The sequence below is a fragment of the Sphingomonas colocasiae genome (genome assembly GCF_019880585.1).
Lineage (GTDB): Bacteria > Pseudomonadota > Alphaproteobacteria > Sphingomonadales > Sphingomonadaceae > Sphingobium_A > Sphingobium_A colocasiae.
This window is the reverse complement of the sequence record NZ_JAINVV010000011.1, coordinates 217532-240603: the sequence shown is the minus strand read 5'-3', so window position 1 is coordinate 240603 and position 23072 is coordinate 217532. Positions and strand designations below refer to the sequence as shown.

Annotated in this window: 19 protein-coding genes; 7 read left to right on the top strand and 12 right to left on the bottom strand. The window is 66.4% G+C overall.

Going from position 1 to position 23072, the window contains the following annotated elements; genetic code table 11:
* Positions 1-94: 94 nt before the first annotated feature.
* On the bottom strand, positions 95-1489 hold the full coding sequence (locus K7G82_RS22800; RefSeq protein ID WP_222992253.1) for an aminotransferase-like domain-containing protein: 1395 nt from the start codon (positions 1487-1489) through the stop codon (positions 95-97).
* A 120-nt stretch (positions 1490-1609) separates the two neighbouring features.
* Between K7G82_RS22800 and K7G82_RS22795 the strand changes: the two genes are divergently transcribed.
* On the top strand, positions 1610-2470 hold the full coding sequence (locus tag K7G82_RS22795) for a DMT family transporter (protein WP_222992252.1): 861 nt from the start codon (positions 1610-1612) through the stop codon (positions 2468-2470).
* Positions 2471-2764: 294 nt separating this feature from the next.
* On the opposite strand, the gene K7G82_RS22790 is transcribed toward K7G82_RS22795, so the two are convergent.
* The 6 genes from K7G82_RS22790 to K7G82_RS30090 form a co-directional block, all read right to left on the bottom strand.
* Positions 2765-4018: an SLC13 family permease gene (locus tag K7G82_RS22790; protein ID WP_222992251.1), complete on the bottom strand. Its 1254-nt coding sequence runs from the start codon at positions 4016-4018 to the stop codon at positions 2765-2767.
* A 515-nt stretch (positions 4019-4533) separates the two neighbouring features.
* Positions 4534-6537, bottom strand: a complete 2004-nt coding sequence (locus K7G82_RS22785) for a serine hydrolase domain-containing protein (protein ID WP_222992250.1) — start codon at positions 6535-6537, stop codon at positions 4534-4536.
* A gap of 253 nt (positions 6538-6790) precedes the next feature.
* Complete coding sequence (locus tag K7G82_RS22780) at positions 6791-7492, bottom strand: helix-turn-helix domain-containing protein (protein WP_222992249.1); 702 nt, start codon at positions 7490-7492, stop codon at positions 6791-6793.
* Between the two features lie 222 nt (positions 7493-7714).
* Positions 7715-7969 (bottom strand): hypothetical protein, encoded by a 255-nt coding sequence (locus tag K7G82_RS22775; protein ID WP_222992248.1) that lies wholly within the window; start codon positions 7967-7969, stop codon positions 7715-7717.
* Positions 7970-8063: 94 nt separating this feature from the next.
* Entirely contained in the window at positions 8064-8534 is a 471-nt protein-coding gene (locus K7G82_RS22770; RefSeq protein WP_222992247.1) for an MliC family protein, read from the bottom strand.
* Positions 8535-8766: 232 nt separating this feature from the next.
* The gene (locus K7G82_RS30090) at positions 8767-11655 is read right to left on the bottom strand and encodes a M10 family metallopeptidase C-terminal domain-containing protein (RefSeq protein ID WP_222992246.1); all 2889 of its coding nucleotides are present in this window, start codon (positions 11653-11655) and stop codon (positions 8767-8769) included.
* Positions 11656-11799: 144 nt separating this feature from the next.
* On the opposite strand from K7G82_RS30090, the gene K7G82_RS22760 reads away from it, so the two are divergent.
* Positions 11800-12492 (top strand): GntR family transcriptional regulator, encoded by a 693-nt coding sequence (locus K7G82_RS22760; RefSeq protein WP_222992245.1) that lies wholly within the window; start codon positions 11800-11802, stop codon positions 12490-12492.
* Between the two features lie 68 nt (positions 12493-12560).
* Here K7G82_RS22760 and K7G82_RS22755 read toward each other — a convergent pair whose 3' ends face one another.
* Both K7G82_RS22755 and K7G82_RS22750 read right to left on the bottom strand, forming a co-directional pair.
* A complete protein-coding gene (locus tag K7G82_RS22755) occupies positions 12561-12779 on the bottom strand; it encodes a hypothetical protein (RefSeq protein WP_222992244.1) in 219 nt (72 codons plus the stop codon).
* Positions 12780-12900: 121 nt separating this feature from the next.
* Complete coding sequence (locus K7G82_RS22750; RefSeq protein WP_222992243.1) at positions 12901-13560, bottom strand: hypothetical protein; 660 nt, start codon at positions 13558-13560, stop codon at positions 12901-12903.
* 203 nt (positions 13561-13763) lie between these two features.
* Here K7G82_RS22750 and K7G82_RS22745 point away from each other — a divergent pair, with 203 nt between their 5' ends.
* From K7G82_RS22745 to K7G82_RS22725, 5 genes are read left to right on the top strand one after another with little or no spacing between them, the layout of a single operon-like run.
* Positions 13764-14696 (top strand): STM4015 family protein, encoded by a 933-nt coding sequence (locus tag K7G82_RS22745; protein WP_222992242.1) that lies wholly within the window; start codon positions 13764-13766, stop codon positions 14694-14696.
* A 15-nt stretch (positions 14697-14711) separates the two neighbouring features.
* A complete protein-coding gene (locus tag K7G82_RS22740) occupies positions 14712-15887 on the top strand; it encodes an STM4014 family protein (RefSeq protein WP_222992241.1) in 1176 nt (391 codons plus the stop codon).
* Positions 15884-16723: an STM4013/SEN3800 family hydrolase gene (locus tag K7G82_RS22735; protein ID WP_222992240.1), complete on the top strand. Its 840-nt coding sequence runs from the start codon at positions 15884-15886 to the stop codon at positions 16721-16723. The genes K7G82_RS22740 and K7G82_RS22735 overlap by 4 nt, the downstream gene beginning before the upstream one ends.
* Positions 16720-18033, top strand: coding sequence for an STM4012 family radical SAM protein (locus tag K7G82_RS22730; RefSeq protein WP_222992239.1), 1314 nt, complete (start codon positions 16720-16722; stop codon positions 18031-18033). The genes K7G82_RS22735 and K7G82_RS22730 overlap by 4 nt, the downstream gene beginning before the upstream one ends.
* Entirely contained in the window at positions 18030-18965 is a 936-nt protein-coding gene (locus K7G82_RS22725) for an STM4011 family radical SAM protein (protein WP_222992238.1), read from the top strand. Before K7G82_RS22730 ends, K7G82_RS22725 begins: the two co-directional genes overlap by 4 nt.
* A gap of 347 nt (positions 18966-19312) precedes the next feature.
* Here K7G82_RS22725 and K7G82_RS22720 read toward each other — a convergent pair whose 3' ends face one another.
* The 3 genes from K7G82_RS22720 to K7G82_RS22710 form a co-directional block, all read right to left on the bottom strand.
* On the bottom strand, positions 19313-20866 hold the full coding sequence (locus K7G82_RS22720) for a hypothetical protein (protein WP_222992237.1): 1554 nt from the start codon (positions 20864-20866) through the stop codon (positions 19313-19315).
* A 97-nt stretch (positions 20867-20963) separates the two neighbouring features.
* Entirely contained in the window at positions 20964-21239 is a 276-nt protein-coding gene (locus K7G82_RS22715) for a hypothetical protein (RefSeq protein WP_222992236.1), read from the bottom strand.
* Complete coding sequence (locus K7G82_RS22710) at positions 21232-22704, bottom strand: radical SAM protein (protein ID WP_222992235.1); 1473 nt, start codon at positions 22702-22704, stop codon at positions 21232-21234. Before K7G82_RS22710 ends, K7G82_RS22715 begins: the two co-directional genes overlap by 8 nt.
* Positions 22705-23072 lie beyond the last annotated feature (368 nt).

Sequence of the window (23072 nt, the reverse complement as noted above, 5' to 3'; positions counted from 1 at the left end):
CTTCCGTCTGGTTCGAGCCTGTCGAGAACCCGTTCCCATAGGGCGCGGCGCCTTTCGGCAGGTTCGAAGCGGGTTGGATGGTCAGGCTACGGCGTCAGGCACCGTCTATCGCGCGGCGCAGGACGTCGTCGATGCGCGGATCGTCCATCTGGGTCACGTTGAAGCGCATGAAGCCGCCCGCGCTTCCGGACGGGCTGAAGACATTGCCGGGGGCGAGCACCACGCCCTCAGCCATCGCGCGGCGCGCGACGATCGCGGACTCATGGCCGTCGGGCAGCCGGCACCAGAGATAGAAACCGCCGCGCGGATCGATCCAGGGGGTGATGCCCAGCAGGGCGAGCCGTGCCGCCGCCTCGCCCCTGGCATGGGTCAGGCGGCGGCGCAGTTCGTCCATATGCTTGCGATAACCGCCGCCCGCCAGCACATGCGCGATCATCTCGGTCGCGATCGGGCTCGGCCCGCCGAAGCTGGTCGCGACCTGGAGGTCGACCAGCCCCTCGATCCAGTCGGCGCGCGCCGCGATATAGCCGCAGCGCATCGCGGCGGAGAGCGTCTTGGAAAAGCTGCCGATGCGCACGACGCGGCTCAGCCCGTCGAGCGCGGCGAGGCGGGGGGAGGGGGCAGGCTCGAAATCGGCGAAGATGTCGTCCTCCACCACCGTCACGTCATGCGCCGCCGCGACCGTCAGCAGCCGGTGCGCGGTCTGGGGGGAAAGCGTGGCGCCCGTCGGATTGTGGAGCGCGGAATTGGTGATGTAGAGGCGCGGGCGTTCCGCCGCGGCCGCCGCCTCGAACGCCGTCACGTCCGGCCCGGTCGGGGTGTAGGAAATGCCGACGATCCGGGCCTGGTGCGCGCGCAGCAGCGCCTGGAAATTGAAATAGCAGGGATCGTCCACCAGCACGGTATCGCCGGGGCGCAGCAGGAAACGGCAGATCAGGTCGATCGCCTGGGTGCCCGATCCCGTCAGCATCAACTGGCCGGGATCCGCCTCGATCCCCTGTTCGGCGAAGCGGGCGAGCAGCAGCCGGCGCAGCGCCGCCGATCCGCGCGTGCTGCCGTAATCGGACAGGATATTGTCCTCGACACGGGCGAGCGCGCGCAGCGCGCGCCGCATCGGCGCCTGCGGCATCCAGTCCGCCGGCAGCCAGCCGCAGCCGGGCTTCAGCGCCGACGGATCGGCATCGAGCGATTCCCGCGACACCCAGAGCGGATCGATATCGCGGTCGCGCCGTTCCCCCATCTCGCCCAGCGCCATCGGCGGCATGTGCGATCCCGTCACGTAGAAGCCCGAACCGCGCCGCGCATGGATCAGCCCCTCGGCCGCCAGCCGGTCATAGGCCTCGACCACGGTGGAGGGGGAGACGCGCATCGTCTCCGCGAAGCGGCGCACCGATGGCAGCCTGTCCCCGGCGGCGAGCGCGCGGCTCGCTAGCCTGGCGCGCACCGCGTCCATCAATGCTTCGGTGCGTGTCACCGGCTGGCCGTCCATCGATCGTCCTCGAATCCGTATGGCCATGAGTGGCCATACAGTTTGTTAGTTTTGTACTGCATTGTTCCTGTCTCGGCCACCCGCGATCGGTTAGCGCCCGCCGCCTGAAAGCGAGGTATTATGGAACGTGGTACGGCCGGCTGGGGCAGCGGATTGCTCGGCGTCATCATCTTCAGCGGATCGCTGCCGGCGACGCGTGTGGCGGTCGCGGATTTCTCGCCCTTGTTCCTGACCTCCGCGCGCGCGGCGATCGCGGCGCTGCTGGGGGCGGCATTCCTGTTCGGGCTGCGCCAGGCCCGGCCGGCCCATGCCGATATCGTGCCGCTCGCCATCGTCTCCGTCGGTGTCGTGCTGGGCTTTCCCTTGCTGACCGCTTTGGCGCTCCAGCATATCGATGCCGCGCATTCGATCGTGTTCGTCGGCCTGTTGCCGCTCTCCACCGCGATCTTCGGCGTGCTGCGCGGCGGCGAGCGGCCCAAGCCGGCCTTCTGGCTGTTCTCGACGATCGGCGCGGCCGCGGTGGCGGGCTTCGCGCTGTATCGCAGCGACGGCGGCTCCATGGCCGGAGACCTGCTGATGATCGCGGCGATCCTGCTGTGCGGGCTGGGCTATGCCGAAGGCGGCGTGCTCTCGCGCCGGCTGGGCGGCTGGCAGGTGATCAGCTGGGCGCTGTTGCTGGCGCTGCCGCCGATGGCCGTGCTCGCGCTCGTCACCATGCCCGGCGGTTTCGCGGATGTGGGCGTGCCCGCCTGGCTGGGCCTCGGCTATGTCTCGGTCTTCTCGATGCTGGTCGGCTTCATCTTCTGGTATCGCGGGCTGGCGCTGGGCGGCATCGCGGGCGTCGGCCAGCTCCAGCTTCTCCAGCCCTTTTTCGGGCTCGTCCTGGCGGCGCTGCTGCTGCGCGAACCGGTCGGCTGGACGATGGTGGCCTCCACGGTGATCGTGGTGCTGTGCGTGGCGGGGGCGCGACGGTTCGCGTGAGTGCCGAAGCGCGACCAGCCCCGCGCATCGGACGGGGTTCTCGACACGCTCGAACCGAACGGACCTGGGCGATCATGTCCTTCCCCCGTTTGCTTCGAGCTTGTCGAGAAGTGAGCGCGCGGAGGCGGAAGGCGGACAGGGCTTCTCGACTTTGCTCGAAACCGACGGAATCCGGGAGAGCGTGTTCCGATACCGTTGACTTCGAGCTTGTCGAGAAGCGGAAGGCGCGGAGACCGGCAAGGCGCCTCGACTTCGCTCGAAGCAAACGGTGTGAAGCCCTCTAGGGTCCGGACGCTAGGACGGCAGCACGAAGATCGCCCAGGCGAGCAGCGGCCCGGCGAGCGTGATCACCGCGCTGTAGAGCAGCAACTGGCGGAACAGCGCGTCGCGGCGTTCGGGCGTCGCATTGGCGACGACGAGCGCGCCGTTGGTGGAGAAGGGCGAGGTATCGACGATCGTGGTCGAGATGGCGATCGCGATGACGGTGCCGATCGGATTCATCTGGCTGGCGGCGAGGAAGGGCAGGGCGAGCGGCACGACGATGCCGAGCAGCGCGGTGGAGGATGCGAAGGCGGAAACGATGCCGCCCAGATAGCAGAGCAGCAGCGCGCCGATCAGCGGCATGCCGATGGCCGCGATCGCATCGCCCGCCACCGTCACCGTGCCCAGTTTCTGGAGCAGCGCGACATAGGTGACGACGCCGCAGATCAGCAGCACGGTGGACCAGGCGACCCGATCGACCGCGCCCTTCTGCGATTGCGGCGCCGCGATCGCCAGCAAGGCGGCGGCGGCGGTCGCCAGCACGCCGATATTGGCGTCGAAGCCGATCGCGATCGCCGCGACGATCGCCAGCACGATCAGCGTCAGCACGCGTTCGCGGCGCATCGCCCCCGTCGGATCGGCGGTTTCATGCGCATCCGCTTCCAGCGGCTCCGGCGGATCGCGCAGCAGACGGTAGCCGCCGAGCACGATAAACACCGCGATCGCGACGGCGGCGTTGAAGGCGAAGCTGGCGAGGAACAGGGCGGTCGGCGCAGGATCGATGCCGGCTTGCGCGACGACGCCGTTGGTGATGCCGCCATAGATGGATGTGGGTGAAAAGGCGCCGGCCTGCGCGCCGTGGATCACCATCAGCCCCATCATCAGCGGGCTGATCCGGTGGCGCGCCGCGAAACGCAGCGCGACCGGCGCGACGATGGCGACGGCGGCGGGCCCCAATGCGCCGAAGGCGGTGAGCGCGGCGGCGGCGGCGAACACCACCCAGGGCATCATCACCGCGCGCTCGCCCGTCAGCCGCGCCAGCGCATGCACCATCCAGTCGATCGCGCCGTTGCGTTCGGCGATCGCGAACAGGAAGGTGATGCCGACCAGCGTGACGAACAGGTCCGCCGGAAAGCCCGCCAGCACATCCTTGGCCGGCGCATCGGCGATCAGCCCGCCCACCGCGAAGGCGGTGGCCAGCGCCAGCAGCCCCATGTTGATCGGGCGCAGCGTGGCGACGGCGAACACCGCCGCCAGCACGCCGACCGAAATGACGTGAACCGGCATTCCCCCTCCCGTTCCTTCATGCGATCTCGAAGATGCCGACGCATCCTCGATCGGTTCGCTCAAGCGCCGCGCGGGCTGATGCCGGGGTTCGACGAGTCAGGCTCATCGAGACCCGGTACCGTTCCCGCAGCGACGACGCGGCGTCGCGCACGCTGCAGCCTGCAAGCACATGGCCTGAAAGCAAAGGCAAATCTGAGATCGGCGGCGGCGATTCCCCGTGTCTCCGCGTGAACCCGTCATCCCCGGCCGCGACCGCGCCGGGATGGTTCACGCGGAGACGCGGAGAGAGGGTGTTCAAATACACTCTCGGGCGTCCGGGAACGCGTACGCAACTGCACAGGCCCTTGGGAAAGGGCAGTGGCCGGATAGGCAGTCCGGATCGTCGCCGAAACCGGAATTTGCTCCGGAATGGAGGTGATCGACGCGCTATGCCCTGAAAAGAAATGGCCCCGCCGATCGCCCGGCTGCGCGCCGGAACGATCGACGGGGCATTGCCCGCCCCCGCGGGTGTATCGTCAATAGTTGGTGTTGAAGCTGATCAGCCCGCCCATCGTGGCGAACCACAGGAAGCCGAGCAGCGCCGCGGCGACGAGGACGGCGCGGGTCTTGTCACCCCAGCCGCGATCGGAGCGCACGGTCAGCCACAGGTTCCACAGCCCGATCGCGGCGCCGGCGATCGGCACGATGCCCGCGAACTGGAGCGTGCGCAGCCAGCCGTCGAGCCCGCTATTATAGACGTCGAGCCGGGTTTCGAGCAGCGGCGACAGCACCGTGTACCAGCAGGCGAGATAGGCGAGGTCGGCGCCGGCCGCCACGCGCGTCAGCCGCTGCGCCAGCGCGGGCCGGCCGGTGACGGTGGCGGGCAGCTGGTGCTTGCGGCGCAGCCAGGCGGCGACCGGCCACAGGATCAGCGTCGCCAGCAGCGTCAGCAGCGACAGCACGATGATCATGGTGTTGAGCATCGCGTTGCGCAGGAACGGCGCCTTCTGCATCACCGATGTGGGGTTGGTGCTGTCCGCGATCGTCAGCCGCCCGCCGGTCTGGCTCACCAGCAGTTCGCGGGTGCCGCCGATCTCGCGCCACAGATTGGGCGCGACTTCGCGGAATTTCTTGTCCTCGACGGATGACAGGCTGATCGTGCCGTCCTCATTGGCGGTCACCTGATCCTGCTGGATCAGGTAGAACAGGCTGATAAAGCCCGATTCCACGCGGCGCGAGCTTTCGTAGCGGCCGGCCAGCGCCTGCGCATCCTGCGCGGCGGAGGCGATGGCGGGCGGATCCTTCTGCTCGGGCGCGGGATAATAGCGATCCATGAACATGTCGAACAGCCGCTCGCGCGCGCCATAGACCGCGCCGTTCTCGCCCCGGCTGTTGAAGCTGACGAAGATGCCGACATTCTTTTCGGGCAGCAGGTTCATGTCGGTGTGGAAGACGATGGTGTCGCCGCCATGGCCGATGAAGAGCTGTCCGTTGCGGTGGCCGCGGAAAAAGCCGTGCGCCATGGTGTCGAAGCCGTCGGGCAGCTTGATCGTGGAGCTGTGCATCAGCGCGGCGGTTTCGGGCTTCAGGATCTGCATATCGCCGAACCGGCCGTTCTGCAGATGCGCGATCATGAAATTGGCCATGTCCGCGCCGGTCGCGCTGACGCTGCCGGCGGGGCCGGTGGTGATCAGCTCGAACTTGTCGGGCGCGCGGTTGCTCTGCGTATAGCCCTTGGAGGCGTTACCCGCGAGATTGGCGGGCAGCGGCTGGCGGAAGCTGGTATGCGCCATCTGGAGCGGGCCCAGGATATTGCGCTCGATATAATCGTCGAACGGCATGCCCGAGACGCGCTGGACGATATAGCCGGCCAGCGACGTGCCATAGTTGGAATAGGCCGGCACTTCCCCGGCGGGGAAGAGCATCGGGCGCTGGTTTTCCTTGAGATAGGCCTCGTTGGTCTTGAGCCGCTTGGGATCGGTCTCCAGAACGTCCTTCAGCCCCTCTTCGAAGCCGCCGCGATGCGTCATCAGGTCGTTCATCGTGATCGGGCGATTGCCGCGCGGCGTGATCTTGAAGTCGAGATAGCGGTTGATATCGGCGTCGAGATCGATCTTGCCCTGTTCGACGAGCTGCATCACCGCCGTCCAGGTGAACAGCTTCGATGTCGAGCCGATGCGCGTGGTCGTGAGATCGGGATCCATCGGCTTTTTCGCCGCCATGTCGGCATAGCCATAGCCCTTCTTGGCGATGACCTGCCCGTCCTTGACGACGACGACGGTCGCGCCCGCGATCTTGCCCTGCTTGAGCGCCGCCGGGATATTGCCGTCGAGCCAGGCGCCGACATCGGCGGCGGTCAACTCGGGCGTGCCCGTGGGGAGCTGGACCGGCGCGGCGGGCGCGGTGGTGGCGGGCGCGCTCAGCGCGGGCGCCGCCGTGCTGGGCGCCGGCGCGACGGCCGGCGCCGTCTGCTGCGAGACCGCCGGCCATGCCGCGACGGCGGCGGCCAGCAACCCTCCCAGGATCAAACCTCTTCTCATCGACAAACTCCTCCCCATTCCAATGGACCTGGTGGCCCGGACCATGCGGCGCCGTGGCCGGACATGCCTCCGCCGGCTGCGGAAACGGTCCGGCCCACCACATCGCCCGATTCGCCCGCGCGATACGCCGTGGTGTTATAGGTGTGTGACACACCTGCTGGGGACATTCAATCGGGATTATTTCATATATTAAAAATCATGATCCTGATGGGCGAAAAATGGCCCGGATCGGCGATGGGAAAAGCCGGGCGGTTCAGCGCCGCGCCGGGCGGGACGGCAACCCCCGGGGCGCCAGCGCGGTGCGGGCGAGTTCCATGACGACGGGATCGCCCTGCAGCACGCGCATCGCGCGCGAATGCGCTTCGGTGCCGGCGGTATGTTCGTGCTGCGCGGGTTCGAGATGCGAATAGATGCACAGCAGCCGTGCCGGTCCGTCATGGCTGATATAGCGATGCTTGAGCGCGGCGTCGAAATAGGCGCTGTCGCCGGCCGCGAGCACGACGGGTTCATAGCCCTCGCAGTGCATCTCCACCTTGCCGTCGATCACGAACACGAATTCCTCGCCGCCATGTTTCTCGGCATCGGAACCGTCGCCCTTGGCGTTCACTTCGACCAGGCAGGGATAATAATGTTTGTTGGCGATCTCGGTCGCCAGGAAATGGTGGAGGTTGCCGCCGAAATCGACGGTGGGGGCGGTCCCCTTGCGATTGACGACGCGCCGGCCGTTCTTGCTGATCCGCGGCTCGACGGGCGTGAAGAGATCGCTGATCGGCACCGCCAGCCCTTCGGCAAGCTGCATCAGCTTGCGATGGGTGAGCGTGGTCTGCCCGTTCTCCACCTTCCACAGCATCGACGACGACAGGCCGGCACGGCGCGCGGTTTCGGCGATCGACCATCCCCGGCGCGCGCGCAGCCTTTTCAGGCATTCGCTCAACACCGAAGTCTCGTCGCTCATTGGTTTCCGGCCTCCTTCGCCGCCTGCATGTCTGCCGAACAGGTAGGCGCGTGGATTTCACCTTGCAACATCGGTGCTCGATCGGGGCCCTATATCAAGGTGCAGGGATGCTGACGCATCCGTATCCTGGAACGCTCAAGCGCCGCGCGGGATCACTCGAAGTCGGTCAGGTCGTATCGGCCCATGCCGACGCTGAAATCAGGCGACCGCTTAAAAGTGAAGTTATGACTTCGCCTCATGACCCATCAGCGAATTGGCTTGCTCCAATAACTTCCTTGTCGGTTCAAGCGGAGCGAGGTCGAGATCGGACAACGCATCGACAAGCTGATCGTGGGCCAACCCAAATTCATTGTGGGCTATGAAATCTGCTACGATGTGCGCCTGCTTCGATCCAAGCCTATCCAGCTCAATCTCCACCGCGCTGCCCAGCACCCGGGCCAGATCCCGCCATTTTCGTCGCTGATCGAAGATGCCCATCCCACGATGATACGACCCTGATCAATCCCGTTCAACGCGAGATCGGTCTCTCGGTCTTCTGTGGGTTCATGGCCCAATCGAGACGGCGGGTGCCTCAGTTCCTGCCCGTGCAGGTAGCGATCACCGTTTCGTCGGCGGCGTCGGACGTGCCGGCCTTGCCCTCCAGCAGCGTGCCGTCATTGCCCTTGTTCCACCAGACCAGCGTCTTGCCGGGGCTGCGGCCCTTGTCGGTGATGTAACGCGCGCCCGATGCCGATCGGGCGATCGCCATGTCGTAGGCGGCGCCGTCCACCGTGACCCGCGCCTTCGGGTTCCGCGCGTCGCCATTGTCGTAAACCACCGAGACCGCGATCGCCGGCTTGCAATCATAGGCGGCGGTGATCGTCGCGGGCATCTCGCCCGTCGCGGCGTTCGCATCGTCGGCCGGTTCGCCGGCGGCGATGGCCGCGCCGTTTTCAGCCGCATTGCCGGCCGCATTGTCGGCGGCGGGGGCGTGGGCGGTGTCGCAGGCCGCGAGCGCCATGGTGAGCGCGATCGCGGCCAGGGTGGCGGCTGGTTTCGACATCGGTTTCTCCTTCCTGGAGCATCCTGAAGTCAGGCCGACTCACCCGACGACTCGCGGAATGCGGACAACAGATCATGAATGGCACGGGTTGGGGAACCGGATTCCGCGCGATCCGCCGGCGGATCGCCGAACCCTCCGCCCGGCCATGCCGGCATGGCCGGGCGGGGGCGTCACCGGTGCGTTTCGATCCGCTGTGCCGGGCGAAGGCGCGCCTTCGCGCACGGCGCGCGGTTCAGGCCCATCCGGCAGCGATGCCCATGGCCAGGTCGAGCGGTGCGGAGGGCTGAAAGGCCAGTGCGGTTTCGGTGGCGGTGATCGCTTCGGATCCCAGCATCACGCCGTTCCCGTCGAAGCGGAGCGTGCGGCTGTCGGTCAGCGCGCCCGTTTCGTCCGCGAAGATCAGCGTCAGCCCCACGCTGCCGACGGGGATGAGCGCCTCGATCCCGTCGATCCGGTTGGTCAGGATCACATAGGATCCGCTGAGCCGGCCGGTGAATTCGTCGGCGGGCGCCGTCAGCGCGACGATGTCGCCGCCCCGCGCGAAATCGCCCTGCAGCGCGATGGTGGTGCCGGCGTGGACCGTGATCCGCTCGGCCGCGTCGTTGCTGCCGAATATCTCGTAATAGCCCTGGATCGCGCCGGCCGTGCCGCCCGCCGGGATGATGATGCGGTTGTTGGCGGCCTGCGATGCCGGGGGCTCGGCCGCATGGGTGATGCGCAGGGCGTTCCATTGGTCGAGGCTGAGGCCGGCGACGCCCTCGATCTCGATCGTGCCGCCGGCATGGCTCAGGATGGTGCCGCCCGTGTCCGATGCGGTCGCCGCGGTGAAGGCGCGGCCGCGCAGGTCGAACCGGTCCTGCGCGGTCGAGAAGCCGAAGATCCGGTCCGCGCCCTGGCCGGCGCCGCCGAAGCGGAAGATATCCGCGCCGTCGCCGCCGTTCATCGCATCATCGCCCGCGCCGCCGATCAGCAGATCGTTGCCCGCGCCGCCATGGATGACGTCGTCGCCGCCCAGGCCGGACAGGCTGTCGTCGCCATCCAGGCCGCGCAGATAATCGGCGGCGGCGGTGCCGGCGATCGCGTCCGCCGCCTGGCTGCCGGCGATTTCGGCGGCAAGCGGATCATGCAGGAAATCGGCGACGGTCGCTTCGCCGTCGACGCGGATCGTCATGACCTCGCCCGACATGGTGGTGATCGTCACCGTCGTCCAGTCGGACGAGGACCAGGGATTGACGAAGCGCTCATGGGCGAAATGCACCGGCTGCACGGCGCGCAGGTCGATGATGTCGGTCCCGTGCTGGAAATAGCGCAGCCAGTCCATGTCGGACGCGATCGATTCCGCGGGCGCCAGATACAGGAAGGTGTCCGCCCCCTGGTTGCCGAGCAGCAGGTCTCCGCCCAGGCCGCCATACAGCGTGTCGTCTCCGTTCGCGCCGTCGATGTAATTGTCCGCGTCATTGCCCCAGAGCCGGTTGCCCTGATCGTTGCCGCGAATGCCGATCGCCGCATGGCCCAGCAGCACGCCGTTCTCCACCCAGGCCTGGAGCGAATAATCGACCGTGGTGCGAACCTCGTCCGTGCCTTCGCCGGGCCGTTCGGAAATACGATCATCGTCGCTGTCGACATAATAGACATCGTCGCCCGCGCCGCCCATCATCGTGTCGCCGCCCGCGCCGCCGTCGATCGTGGCGTCGCCCGCATCGCCGATCAGCAGATCGCCGTCCGGACCGCCATGGAGCGTCACGCCCAGGCCGTTCGATAGCTGGATGCCGGTCGCGGGGCCGCCGGTCACCGGTGACGCATCCAGGATGATGTCGCTGTTGGCGACCGTGCCGGTGGTGCGGATGACGAGTTCGCCGCCCGCGGTCTGCGCCCGGACGATGCTGCCGTTGCCGCTGGCGGCGATCGAGACGCTGGTCGGCGCCAGCCGGCTCAGGTCGATCCTGTCCACGCCGCTCTGGAAATCGGCGATCGTGTCGCTGGCGAGGGCGGTGGAGTCGCTTGCCAGCGCATAGGCGAAGATGTCCGCCCCGGCGCCGCCCGTCAGCGTATCCGCCCCGCCGCCGCCGAAGATGATGTCGTTGCCGTTGCCGCCGGCCAGTCTTTCGCCCGCGTCGCCGCCATGGACGACATCGTTGCCGTCGCCGGAGTCCAGCAGATGCTGGCCGATGCTGCCGCCGCGCCCGTCATACAGATCACCGCCGCCGCCGAGCGCGATATCGCCGTCGATCAGCCCGGCATTGCGCACCTGGTCCGGCCCCGATCCCAGCGTCCAGTTCCCATGCCATTCCGCGCCCGCGCTGTTGGTGATCAGGTCGATCCCGTAATCGCGGATCAGGCTGCCTTCGACATAGCCGCTGTTCTCCAGCGTCAGGCTGACGCGATAGGCGTCGCTCGCGATCAGCGCGATCTGTGCGATGATCCGGCCGGAATTGATGACCGTCGCGGCCGAATGGACGTTGCCGCTGTCGGGAAAGATGTAGATGCCGACGGTCGGCTGCGCCGGGTTGCTGGCGGCGACGTCGATCGTGCCGCTATTGTCGATGAACAGCCCGGTGCTTTGCCCGGCCCGGATCCCCACCACGCCATAGGGATATTCGAAGGGCGATCGGCCGCCCCGCACGATCAGCTCGCCGCTGTTGACGATCCTGGTATAGCCTTCGCCGATCCACATGCCCACGGCCTCGCCGGCATCGGACAGCGCCTCTATCCGCCCGGCATTGAGGATCCGCTTGCCGCCCAGGCCGATCGCGCGGACGGTGCCGACGCCGTGCACGCGGATCGTTCCGTAATTTTCGAGCGGGACGAGGCCGCCGACCGATATGCCGGTGGCATCGGCATAGCTGAAGCCCGGCGCCAGCGATCCGGTGACGCTGATCAGCCCGTGATTGACCAGGCGGCTGTCGAAATTTTCATAATAATCGACCTTGCTGGCAAGTTCGATCGCGAAAATGCCGTTCTCGCCCGGGGCGACGAGCGTTATCGTTCCATTGTTCGTCAATGTCGCCAGCGGGGTGCCGACGGGCAGGACAGTTATGCGGGGGGCGATTATTTCATCGCCCGCGGCGATCGTCGTATCCGTGTTGAAGGTTACGCGATCGGGATACTCGGTGACGCTCACGAACCACTCCCCGCAACAATTGGATCTGTCCTTTCACGGTTGATCGCCAAAGGCAATCTTCGTTTTCCTGCCCGAGCCCGGCGGGTGCGGCGGCATTTGATTTGTCGATCACGGCCTGTAGTGTCCGGACGGGGAGGGGGCAGCATGACGACCGCACAGGAAGGGCAGGCCGACAGGGATACGCTGGAAGTCTATGGCCGGATCATGGACGCGATCGTGACCCAGCGGCTCGCGCCGGGGCAGAAAGTGTCGGAGAATATCCTGACGCGCATGTTCGATGTCAGCCGCACGGCCGCGCGCAACGCGATGGAGCAGATGACCGCGCAGCAATTCATGGTTTCGCCCTCGCCCCGGATCACGCGCATCGCATCGCTGACGCTGAAGGATGTGCGGGAGAATTTCACGATCCGGAAGATCGTGGAGCCCAGCATCCTCTCGATGATCTCACCCCAGATCGACGATGACGAGTTCAAGCGCAGGAACGACGCGATCTTCCATGACGGGCCGATCGCCACCGACGCGGATGCGCTGCGGATCCTGAAGGCGAACCGCGATTTCAACGTCTATATCGCGCAGCAGACGCAATTCCCGCTGCTGATCAGCTGGGTCCGCCAGCTCGAGGAAACGACGATGCGGATCTACTGGATCTATATCAAGCTGACGGGGTTCATGCCCTTTCCATGGGAACAGCATCGCAACCTGCTCGATCTGGTGCGCGACAACCAGACCGAGGAGATCCGCCGCCATGCGATGATGATGATCTCCGCCTGCGAGGACCGGCTGCTCAACGCCATCTTCACGCACGGCAAGCTCAACGAGCATAGTCTGAATTTCTAGAACGGCGTGCGGAAAGGGCGTCCTGGATCAATCGATCCGGAAATGGGGGCGGGCATCCGGAGCATCCGTCAACGGGTCAGGACAAAGGCCATCAATGCGGTAAAAAACAGGCCCATGATCATGTTCGTCAAATAGACGCCGAAGCCAAGCCAATATCTGACCGGCTGCTCCAGCCTGTCCGCTGACCAGGCGATCCCGATCAGTTTTCCGGTTCGCAATGCATGCTGAAGCAGCCATGCGAAGCCAAGGGTGAAAATCAGGCAGAAGGCGGTGGCGATATATATCATGCTCCGATCCCGATAGAGCGGGCGCTTTCCGCCAGCGCGCCCGAAAGCCTCGGCTTTGGAATGGGAATTACGATGGCGGCGAGGGCTTCACTGCGCGATTGTCGAGATTTACCGCAATAGATCAATTCCGCTGGCAGCGGTTCGCGAAATCGGCCTGCATTGCATCGAGCCTGGCGAGAAGCTCCGCGAAGCCGGATTTGAGCGCGCTCAATTCGCCGGCCGGATAGGCGCCCTCATGAACGACGGGCTTGCCGGGTTTGCCCGGCGCCGTCCCGCCCAGCGTCCACCGCAGCGCGCCATCGTCGCCGGGCAGGCCGAGCAGCTTGTCGATCCGCGCATAGGCGCTGAAATGACGGGGGTTGTCGTAGGACTGGCCGGCGGGAACTTCGATCGCGCGCCGGTGGCCCAGCTGTACGCGGATCGGGCCGGCCATCGGTTCCGCCGTGCGGAAATAGAAGGCCGCCATGCCATCGGCGAAGTTCATCGGTTTCGGCCGGGGGTGCCAGGTCACCGACACCGTCAGCGGCGCTTTCGGATCGGCGGTATGCACATCGGTCCAGCCCGCATTGTCGGTCAGGCTGGCGCCGGCGGCGTCGAGCTGTCGCGAGGCATGGATCTTCGTCGCGCCGACGGATTGCTGCGCGCGGCAATTCCAGGCCGGGCGGGGCGAGGGTTTTTGCGGGGCGGGCACAAGAACGGTCTGGGCATCCGCCGGGGGCACGGCCAGCGCCGCCGCAGCGGAGAGGGCGAGAGCGGCGCGCCAGCGGCGCCGGGCCGGCATGGGCTGGGGGGCATTCATGAAGGAACGATAATGGCGGGCCGACCGCGCCGCAACGGTATCCGCAGGGACAGGCCGATCCGAAAACCGGGGCCGTTCCCGGCGCAGCCGTCACGGAAGTGTCGTCCGTGCCAACGCCTCGTTGCGTGGAGGTTCGCCGCCGGTCTATCACCCCCATATCAATCATCCGATCGGGGAGGATGCCGATGACGATCCATGAGAATCTGACGACGTTCGGCGGCAAGCCGGTCATCGATTTCAAGCGCCCCGGCGACATCGCGGATTTCGCGGCCGTCGCGCCGCGCGTGCGCTGCGAATATGACGACAAGGAAACGCTCGTCGATTTCCTGTCGGTGCTGATCGACCAGCCCGGCGCCGCCGCGACCACTGCGCTGGTGCTCGGCCTCTGGATGGAAAATGGCGAGGCCTATGAGGTGACGCCCGCGCGCGCGATCGAATTGCTGGTGGCGATGAAGGATCGCCTGCCCAATCTCGAGGCGCTGTTCGTGGGAGACATCATCTCGGAGGAAAACGAGATTTCGTGGATCACCCAGGGCGATCTCGCACCGATCTGGGCGGCCTTTCCCGGGCTCCGGGAAGTCGGCATCCGCGGCGGCAATGAACTGCGCCTGGGCCGCGTCGTCCATGGCGGGCTGCGCAAGCTGGTGGTGCAGACCGGCGGATTGCCCAAGGCGGTGCTGCGGGACGCGCTGGAGATCGACGCCCCGATCGATCATCTGGAATTGTGGTTCGGCATAGAGGATTATGGCGGCGACACCGCGATCGCCGATCTCGAACCGCTGATGGCCGGCGGCCTGTTTCCGAAGCTGGCGACGCTCGGCCTTTGCAACAGCGACTATAGCGACGACATCGCGGCGCGGCTGGCGACATCGCCGCTGCTGGACCGCATTTCCGCCCTCGATCTTTCGAAGGGCACGTTGACCGACAAGGGCGCGCAGGCGCTGATCGCATCGGGCCGCCTGGGGACGCTGGAACGGCTGGACATCAGTTTCCACTATGTTTCGCCCGCAGTCGTCGCGGAACTGGCGCGCGCCACGCCGAAGCTGATCGCCGACGATCCGCAGACGCCCGACGACTGGGATGGCGCGCCGCATTATTACGTCGCCGTATCGGAATAGCCGGAGCAGATCAGCGTGCCCGGCAGCGCCGCCCCGTTCAGATTGGTCACCATCGGCGCCGCATCGGGGCCCAGGCGCGACAGCTTCGTCGAAAGCTGCGCGGGGGTGACCGCGCGGATGCCCCACAGCCTGTCCTGGGCGGAGGCGCTGGACGGGCGCGACTGGCTGGAGGGGCGCGCGGGCGGCGACTGTTTCGTGCGCTTCGATTCCCCCGATGCCGATCGGGCCGCGCTCGCGGCGCTGTACCGGCGGGGCGAACGGGCGGCGGCTGAGGCGGGGATCGAGACGCTTTCTGCGGCGGCGTTCGCGGCGATGCGCGACGGCGATATCGGATCGCCCGCGCAGCTTGCCTTCGGGCTTGCCGATGCCGCGCGCGAACTGGTCGCGTCGGGGAAGGCCCGGGGCGCGGCCTTTTCCGCCGAACCGCCCGACATCGGCTGTGCGTTCGACAAGGCGGCCGCGCGCGATCGGCTGGCCGCATCCGGAATCGCGGTGCCGGCGGCGCTGCCGGCGGAAGGCGGCTTCGACGCGCTTGCCGGCGCGATGGCGGCGGCGCGGATGCCCCGCGTGTTCGTCAAGCTCCGCCACGGATCGGCGGCGGCGGGCATGATCGCGCTCGCGCGCAACGGGCCGGATTGGGTGGCGACGACGACGGCGGTGATCGGCGAGGACGGCCGCCCCTATGCGACGCGCGCGATCCGCCGGCTGAACGACCGGCGGGAGATTGCGCGCATCGTCGATCGGCTGGCGCCGCTCGGCCTGCATGTCGAACAATGGGTGCCCAAGATCGGGCTTGCCGGCCGCATCGTCGATCTTCGCCTGGTCGTGATCGGCGGCACGCGGATCTTTCCCGTTCTGCGCGCCAGCCGGCACCCGATCACCAACCTGCATATCGGCGGCGAGCGCGGCGGCGCCGATGCGCTTGCGGCCGCGATGGGCGATGCGGCCTGGCGGGATCTGCTGGAAACGGCGCGGCGGAGCGCACGGTGCTTCCCATCGGCGCTGTCGGTGGGCATCGACATGGCGGTGCTGGCCGGCGGCCGGCGGCATGCCGTGCTGGAAGTCAATATCTTCGGCGATCATATCCGGGATTTCGCGATGGACGGGCAGAGCGTCCACCAGGCGCAGGCAGCGCATATCGCCGCGATCATGGCGGCGCGGCGCGCATCCGGCGGGCGCGAGGCGGCGTGACCCCCGGCATCGACGCGCGGGCCCTGCTGGGCAGCCACGACATCATGTTCATCACCATCGACACGCTGCGCCACGACGTCGCGGCCGATGCGTTGCGCGCTGGCATGACGCCGGCGCTGGCCGCGATCCTGCCGGGCGGCGCCTGGGAGAAGCGGCATTCGCCCTCCAGCTTCACCTATGCGGCGCACCAGGCGTTTTTCGCGGGCTTCCTGCCGACGCCCGTCACCCCCGTCCGGCAGGACCCTGCCGCGCACGAACGGCTGTTCGCGGCCCGCTTCGCCGGCAGCGAGACGACGAGCGCGCGCACGCTGGCGTTCGATGCGCCCGATATCGTGACCGGCTTCGCGATGAACGGCTATCACACGATCTGCATCGGCGGGACGGGCTTCTTCAACAAGCAGACGCCGCTGGGATCGGTGCTGCCCGGCCTGTTCTCCGAAAGCTGGTGGGATGAAAGCCTGGGCGTCGCCGATCCCGCATCGCCCGCCAACCAGGCCGATCGCGCGATCGCCAGCATGGCGGCGCGGCCGGCGGGCGAGCGCCTGTTCACCTTCGTCAACGTCGCGGCCTGCCATCAGCCCAATTGCATCTATCTGCCCGGGGCGACGCACGACACGCCCGCCAGCCAGGCGGCGGCGCTCGCGGCGTTCGACCGGGAATTGCCGCGACTGCTCGCCACCGCGCAGGCGCGGGCGCCCGTGCTGCTCGTCATCTGCTCCGATCATGGCGAGGCCTATGGCGAGGACGGCTATCACGGCCATCGCCTTGGCCATGCGGTGGTGTGGGATGTGCCCTATGCCCAGGCCGTGCTGCCGTTTCGCGGCGGCGGCGCATGACCGTGGCGGACCTGGCCGAACTCGGGCCGCTCTACCAGGATTATGCCTATGGCTATCCGCACAAGAGCGCCTATCGCGCGCTGGAGCCGCCGGTGCCGCTCGGCCGCATCTGGGCGGACGAACCGAAGGACCGGCTGTTCCTTTACGCGCATCTGCCCTTTTGCGAGATGCGCTGCGGCTTCTGCAACCTGTTCACCACCGCCAACGCGCCGGATGATCGGATCGCGGCCTATCTCGCCGCGCTCGATCGGGAGATGGATGCGGTGCGCGCGGAGATCGGCCCCGTCCGGATCGTCCAGATGGCGGTGGGCGGGGGCACGCCCACCTTGTTGGGGGCGGCCGCGCTCGATGCGCTGTTCGACGGGATCGCCGCGCGCTTCGGCGCCGATGCCGCTTCGGTGCCGACCGCGATCGAAACCTCACCCGATACCGCGACGGCGGAGACGATCGCGATGCTCGCCGCGCGCGGCATCGAACGGATCAGCATCGGCGTCCAGTCGTTCATCGAGGATGAAACGCGCGCGATGGGGCGGCCGCAGCGCCCCGAAGCCGTGCGGCGCGCGCTCGACACCATCCGCTCCTTCGCCTTTCCCCGCCTCAATATCGATCTGATCTACGGCGCCGAAAACCAGACGCCGGAGAGTTTCCGGGGGTCGCTGGCCGAAGCGCTCGCCTGGGCGCCGGAGGAAATCTACCTGTATCCGCTCTATGTGCGCCGCGGCACCGGCCTGGACGGCAAGGCGGCCGTCGCCGACGAGCACCGCCGCCGGCTGTATCGCGCGGGCCGCGATTTCCTGGCGGAGGCGGGCTATGAACAGGTTTCGATGCGCGCGTTCCGGCGCACCCGCGCATCGGCGTCGGGCGAATTCTCGTGCCAGGAGGATGGGGTGATCGGCCTGGGCGCGGGCGCGCGTTCCTATACCGCGACCCATCATTATGCGACCGATTATGCGGTCAGCCGCCGGGGCGTGCTGGGCATTCTCGACGATTACGCCGCGCGCCCGGCAGACATGTTTCGCGCGGCGCGGCACGGCATCGCGATCGATGCGGGGGAACGCGCGCGCCGCTTCGTCCTGAAATCGATCCTGCGCACCGAAGGCCTCGATACGCGGCGCTTCCGCTCGCTGTTCGGGGAGGCGGCGGAGATGCTGATCCCGGTGCTCGATCGGCTGGCGGCGATGGGCCTGATCGTGGGGGAGGGCGGCATGCTTCGGCCCACGGCCGCCGGGCTGGAACATGGCGATGCGATCCCGCCGCTTTTCTATTCCGGGCAGGTCGCCGCGCGCATGGGCGGGGCCGTGCCGCGATGAGCGCCGCCGCGCCCGCGCTGACGATCCGCTATCGCGGCCCGCTTTCCGGCTGCAATTACGATTGCGGCTATTGCCCGTTCGCCAAGACCAGCGACAGCCGCGAAACCCTGGCGGAGGACAGGGCCGCGCTCGATCGCTTCTGCGATTGGGTGGCGGACCGCGACCGGCCGGTATCGATCCTGTTCACCCCCTGGGGGGAGGCGCTGGTCAGGCCCTATTATCGCGCGGCGATGATCCGGCTTTCGCGGCTTGCGCATATCGGCACCGTCGCGATCCAGACCAATTTGTCGCGCGCGCCCGATTGGGCGGCCGCCGCCGATACCGCGCGCATCGCCTTCTGGATCACCTGGCACCCGACCGAGGCCGGCCTTTCGCCGTTCCTGGCGCGGCTGGCGGTGCTCGACCGGCTCGGCATCGGCTACAGCGTCGGCGTGGTCGCGGTGCGCGCGCATTTCGACGCGATCGCGCGGCTGCGCGCCGAACTGCCGCCGCACATCTATCTCTGGATCAACGCCGAAGAGAGCCTGCAGGGCTGCTATACGGAGGACGAGGTGGAGCGGCTGGCCGCGATCGATCCGCTGTTCGAACTGAACAACCGCGCCTATGCGAGCGCGGGGCTCGCCTGCGCGGCGGGGGAGGCGAGCATCAGCGTGCGCGGCGACGGCACGGCATGGCGATGCCATTTCGTCCAGGTTCCGATCGGCAATATCTATGATGCCGGGTTCGAACAGAGCCTGTTTCCGCGACCCTGCCCCCGGGCGGAATGCAACTGCCATATCGGCTATGGCGAACTGGACGCGCTCGATTTTCCGGGCCTGTTCGGCGCGGGGCTCACCGAACGCCGCGCTTCGTTCCCGACGCGCGCGGCGGCGCAGGCGCGGCTCGCGCGGTTCGACGCGATACCGCGCCAGGGCGGTTTCCCATCCGGCTGAATCGGATCGGCCACGCCAGGCTATTGTTTCGCCGCGATTTGGCTTCGCCGGCCTGCAACTCCGCGTTGTCGGATGAAGCCGTCCGGCCAGGCTGTAGACTTACAGGCGCGGCCTGCCCGCTTCCCACTCATTCTTCACCGTCCGCGATCGGAAAGGCACCGATGGGAGCGGCCATTCCGCTAGCGCCTCAAACTTGGCCGTCCCGAACGGCTTCGGGTATTTCTGAAAGCTGCCTCTATCCCCGACGTGTGGGTTGCCCTCACTTGGGACATTCCTGCCGCTCCTAGGTGATGTGTCGAATGGCAAGTCCTGCCAGAAGTCGACGTCCAGCACTGCGCCGACCGCCGTCAAACATCGACGGAGGCTGACCGAGAGCGGTCAGGCAGCTCGCGGCTCGATTTGCGTCCTAATGGACGACGTGGAGTCACCATTGGAGCGAGCGCCAGCACGAGATGCGCGATATCGGCGCTGAGCGGGTTCGCCGGATACCGCGCGATCAGACCTTGAGCATCGACAAGGTGTGAGCGGGCCGCTGCAGGGTTGCGAAGACCCACGTTCGCGGCCGCTAGTAACAATTCAATGTGGACTTGCTCAGCCGTGGTGCGAAAGTTTGATCCGCGGACCGATCCAAGCAAATCCAAGACCTCTCGCCAAGCTTCGCCTTTGAGCAGGAGGCGCGCGGCGTGGAGCCGGGCCCGAACCGATCCGATAGCGGTTTCGCGGCAAGCGCCCTCAAGATATGTATCCAGAGCCCCTTGCCGATCGCCGAAGCGCACCTCCAGTAGCTTCGCGATGTTGCTTAGCAATGCCGTCCCGGCCCAGGCGAGCGCGGCGGGATCATCGACGGACTCGGCCTTTTGCCAAGCGACGCGTTCGAGACGGAGCGCCTCGTCGTCCCGCCCTTGTCGATAGCGGACCAGCGCCAAAACGTTGAGCAGCCGCGCGGTCATCATCGGATCTTGAGTTGCCGCGGCGAGCCCCGCCTCCGCGAGTGCCTCTGCCCTGGCGGTGGCTGCGGCGTCTTTGTTCTGCGCGTGGACGTTAGCTAGCTCGAGCGCGAACCGGGCCCTGATCGTATCAGGGGCATCGCTCGAATCGAATTTCTCGAGCGCCGCCACGGCTCGCCGACCTAGCGCCCGCGAATGCGCGCATCGGGCGAGCATCATCGCGGCTGTCGCTCCCTCCGTATCGAGTTCTTCCGGATCAAGCAGGGTAATAGTCCGCAAGCAATACTCGAAGAAAAAGGAGTCTGGCCAAGTCGCACTCAGTGATACGAATGCAAGCGCGAACCCGCCCAAAAGCGCGGTCCCGTCGGTAGAGCAGCGTGCGTCGATACAAAGGCGCCGGCAATGATCCCAAGGAGACTGGTCGAGCCGTGCGCGAAGGTCGATTAGAAGTGCGTTCAGCCACTGCTGGTCCGCCTCGTCCGCAGGCGCCGCGAACTGTATCGGGAGCGCCAGCCATGGAATTTCGCCGCCGTTAGGAAAATGTCGCGATGCGCTCGTTTGCGAAAGCTCGGCCGGGCTGAAGCGGAATGCAGCAAGCGTAGTGCCAGACGCGGCAATCAATTGCGAAGCGGCGTCCAGCGACCTGATCTCGCGAAATGGGACATACGGACCCGCTCCGTTCCCAAACGGTGCGATCGTTTGGCCAGGGTGAACCCGCTCCGCCACCGCCTTGTTCACCGCGAGCGCCTTACGGTCAAATGCCCCGAGGCCGACGAGAGCCGGCTGTGGCAATGCGATGGCCCCGAGCTGCCGCGCGAGCATTTCACCAACGGTCTCCGCGATGATCTCCGTTGTGGCGGTCGCCTTCTGCCCGTCATCGAGATGATGGGACTGGGGGCGGAACCTCGCCGCGATGTCCACCGCGACGCTTTTGACCGGCGCAGCGTTCTCCATCACGAGCCTCAGGGGATCGTTCGTGCCCTCAGTGGCCCACTCAACGGCATCGAGGACCGGAGACCAGATGGGCTTCAAGCTCAATTGAGCGGCGAGCTCATTCGAAATTGAATTGTTGACGTAGGCGCTCGGCGAGGCTCTCCCGACCTTCTTGGAGCTTGCGCCAGCTCTCATCATCGATCGAGACCTGACCGACTTGTCCGCGGCAGTCGCAGTTGACCCCGACGCAGCCGCACCGGCAATCGCATTGCTCGGTGCCTGCGTTCATCGGGTCGAGCGAAGCAAGCACATCTTCGATGTTGCCAGTTGAGTACTCATTGATGAGCCGGGTGAGATCATTGAGCGGCACGATGGTGCGCTTCGGGTCAGGCATCGACTGTCTCCTTGGGACTAGCGTTCATCATCTGGTCTTCAAACTGTTGATAGGCATGGGCTAAGCTCGGCGGAAAATACGCCTGGAAGCCCGCGCAGTCGTTCTGGAGAATGGTGCCCGCGGCCTCGCGGGCCTGCGCGGCGCACCCGGAGGTATGGATTAGCGCGTAGGGACAATCCGAGCAGGCATCGAGCGCGCCGGGATGCCGCCCGAACCATTCGGCCACGCGCGGCGCATCGAGGTGAAGCCCTTGCGAATCGTAAGTCCCGATCCGCTTGTCGCTGAACCCAACATCCTCCCAACAGCCGTGAACCTCACCCAAGCAATCAAACATCAACTGCCCTTCCTCCGCGGCGCAATTGGCGGTCTTGCGGTGCACCAGGCCGTCGGATCCGGGGGTCAGACAATGAATGAGAAAATCTCTCGCGAAGTGTTCGTAGCTATGCACCGCTATCCCGGCGCTTCGGGCGGCGGTGGTGTGCTGCACTAGCTCGGGCCAGCCCGGGTTCGGCTGCTTCCCTGGCGATGTTACCACCGCGCACGAGAATGAGAAATGGGGCAGATCGCTCCACTTCTGCTCGGCAAAGAACCGGCCGAGCCGTTCGACCTCAGGCAGGATTTCGGCGTCGGTATTCATGCGGACGCTGATTTGCACGCCCAGTTCCAAGCAGCCGCGGATGTTATCGATGATCCCGTCGAACGTTGAGAGCAGCCTTGGACCCTGTCGGCGGCCATTATGCGTCTCGGCAGTTCCGTCGAGGGTGATCTGGATTTCGTGGATCTGACCGGGACCGAGGCCAATCAGGTCGCTGTGAGCCTCGAGTTCGGTCCCGTTGGAAATCGCCCACAGGGAGACCCCGCGCTTCGCTGCCTCCACCGAGATCGTCCGAACCGCAGCGACCGTTGCCCGTGACAGCGGCTCGCCGCCGAACAGACCAATGTGATCGTAGTGTGGGTTCGCCGAGACCGTTCGCGGGGTTGCCGCGCCAGTCAGCATGTCCACTTCGCGCGCCAGCGCCCCCGGATAGGCGAACTTGTCGATTACGCTGAAGGCGTCCGCAATCTGTTCGTCCGTCAGAACGGCCGCGAACTTGCCGTGGCCGGCGTGGGCCTTGTGGGGCTGAAAGCAATAAAAGCAGCGCAGATTGCATTGATAAGTCGGCACGAACGCGATCGAAGGCACCTTGTTCGCAAGACCTCGCGTGCGCATACGCTGGGCGATGAGCTGGAGCATTTCGCGCTCGCCGCTGGCGGATTGGTTGGTAACGTAGCCGCGGCTGCGCAAGACACTCAGGGTCTGGGTATCAAACAAGCTGGTGGGCGCGGGCTGGCCGCGATGCTTGAGAAGCATTTGGCCAACTTCGAGCGGGACCTTGTCCAGCGCACCTGTTACGCCATGCGAGATCAAAGCGCTTCTGGCGTCGCCAAGTTCGGTCACTATCAGGTAGGTGGAAACTCGCAGCATGGTGCCCCCTGTTAAGCAAACCATATCATCAGCAAATGATCTCGTCGAATCCACGCCGCTTCATTGATTCTCGGAACGGCTCTTTTTATCAGAACAGTAAGTGACTCGCCTTTACAACTATTTGCTTGGCGAGACAGAGCGCCTGAACCAAATTGGTAGCCTTTCACGTAGGAAAGGTGCCGTGCCCAATATCTGCTCATTGCAAGGATGTGGCCGGGGAATTGGGCCGACTCGGTGAACCCTTCTGCCTTGCCGTGAGCTAAGGGCCTTGCCTCCGCGCAATTCGAAGCGCCTAGCTCTTCAGAGTAGTTTGGTCAGAGTCTCCCCAATCACAACTTTTCGATTTTCCATGTCCTGCAATGTCGGCT

Coding starts and splice junctions, on each gene's coding strand:
- K7G82_RS22800 (WP_222992253.1), bottom strand. CDS start 1,489: ATGGACGGCCAGCCGGTGACACGCACCGAAGCATTGATGGACGCGGTG.
- K7G82_RS22795 (WP_222992252.1), top strand. CDS start 1,610: ATGGAACGTGGTACGGCCGGCTGGGGCAGCGGATTGCTCGGCGTCATC.
- K7G82_RS22790 (WP_222992251.1), bottom strand. CDS start 4,018: ATGCCGGTTCACGTCATTTCGGTCGGCGTGCTGGCGGCGGTGTTCGCC.
- K7G82_RS22785 (WP_222992250.1), bottom strand. CDS start 6,537: ATGAGAAGAGGTTTGATCCTGGGAGGGTTGCTGGCCGCCGCCGTCGCG.
- K7G82_RS22780 (WP_222992249.1), bottom strand. CDS start 7,492: ATGAGCGACGAGACTTCGGTGTTGAGCGAATGCCTGAAAAGGCTGCGC.
- K7G82_RS22775 (WP_222992248.1), bottom strand. CDS start 7,969: ATGGGCATCTTCGATCAGCGACGAAAATGGCGGGATCTGGCCCGGGTG.
- K7G82_RS22770 (WP_222992247.1), bottom strand. CDS start 8,534: ATGTCGAAACCAGCCGCCACCCTGGCCGCGATCGCGCTCACCATGGCG.
- K7G82_RS22760 (WP_222992245.1), top strand. CDS start 11,800: ATGACGACCGCACAGGAAGGGCAGGCCGACAGGGATACGCTGGAAGTC.
- K7G82_RS22755 (WP_222992244.1), bottom strand. CDS start 12,779: ATGATATATATCGCCACCGCCTTCTGCCTGATTTTCACCCTTGGCTTC.
- K7G82_RS22750 (WP_222992243.1), bottom strand. CDS start 13,560: ATGCCGGCCCGGCGCCGCTGGCGCGCCGCTCTCGCCCTCTCCGCTGCG.
- K7G82_RS22745 (WP_222992242.1), top strand. CDS start 13,764: ATGACGATCCATGAGAATCTGACGACGTTCGGCGGCAAGCCGGTCATC.
- K7G82_RS22730 (WP_222992239.1), top strand. CDS start 16,720: ATGACCGTGGCGGACCTGGCCGAACTCGGGCCGCTCTACCAGGATTAT.
- K7G82_RS22725 (WP_222992238.1), top strand. CDS start 18,030: ATGAGCGCCGCCGCGCCCGCGCTGACGATCCGCTATCGCGGCCCGCTT.
- K7G82_RS22720 (WP_222992237.1), bottom strand. CDS start 20,866: ATGGAGAACGCTGCGCCGGTCAAAAGCGTCGCGGTGGACATCGCGGCG.
- K7G82_RS22715 (WP_222992236.1), bottom strand. CDS start 21,239: ATGCCTGACCCGAAGCGCACCATCGTGCCGCTCAATGATCTCACCCGG.
- K7G82_RS22710 (WP_222992235.1), bottom strand. CDS start 22,704: ATGCTGCGAGTTTCCACCTACCTGATAGTGACCGAACTTGGCGACGCC.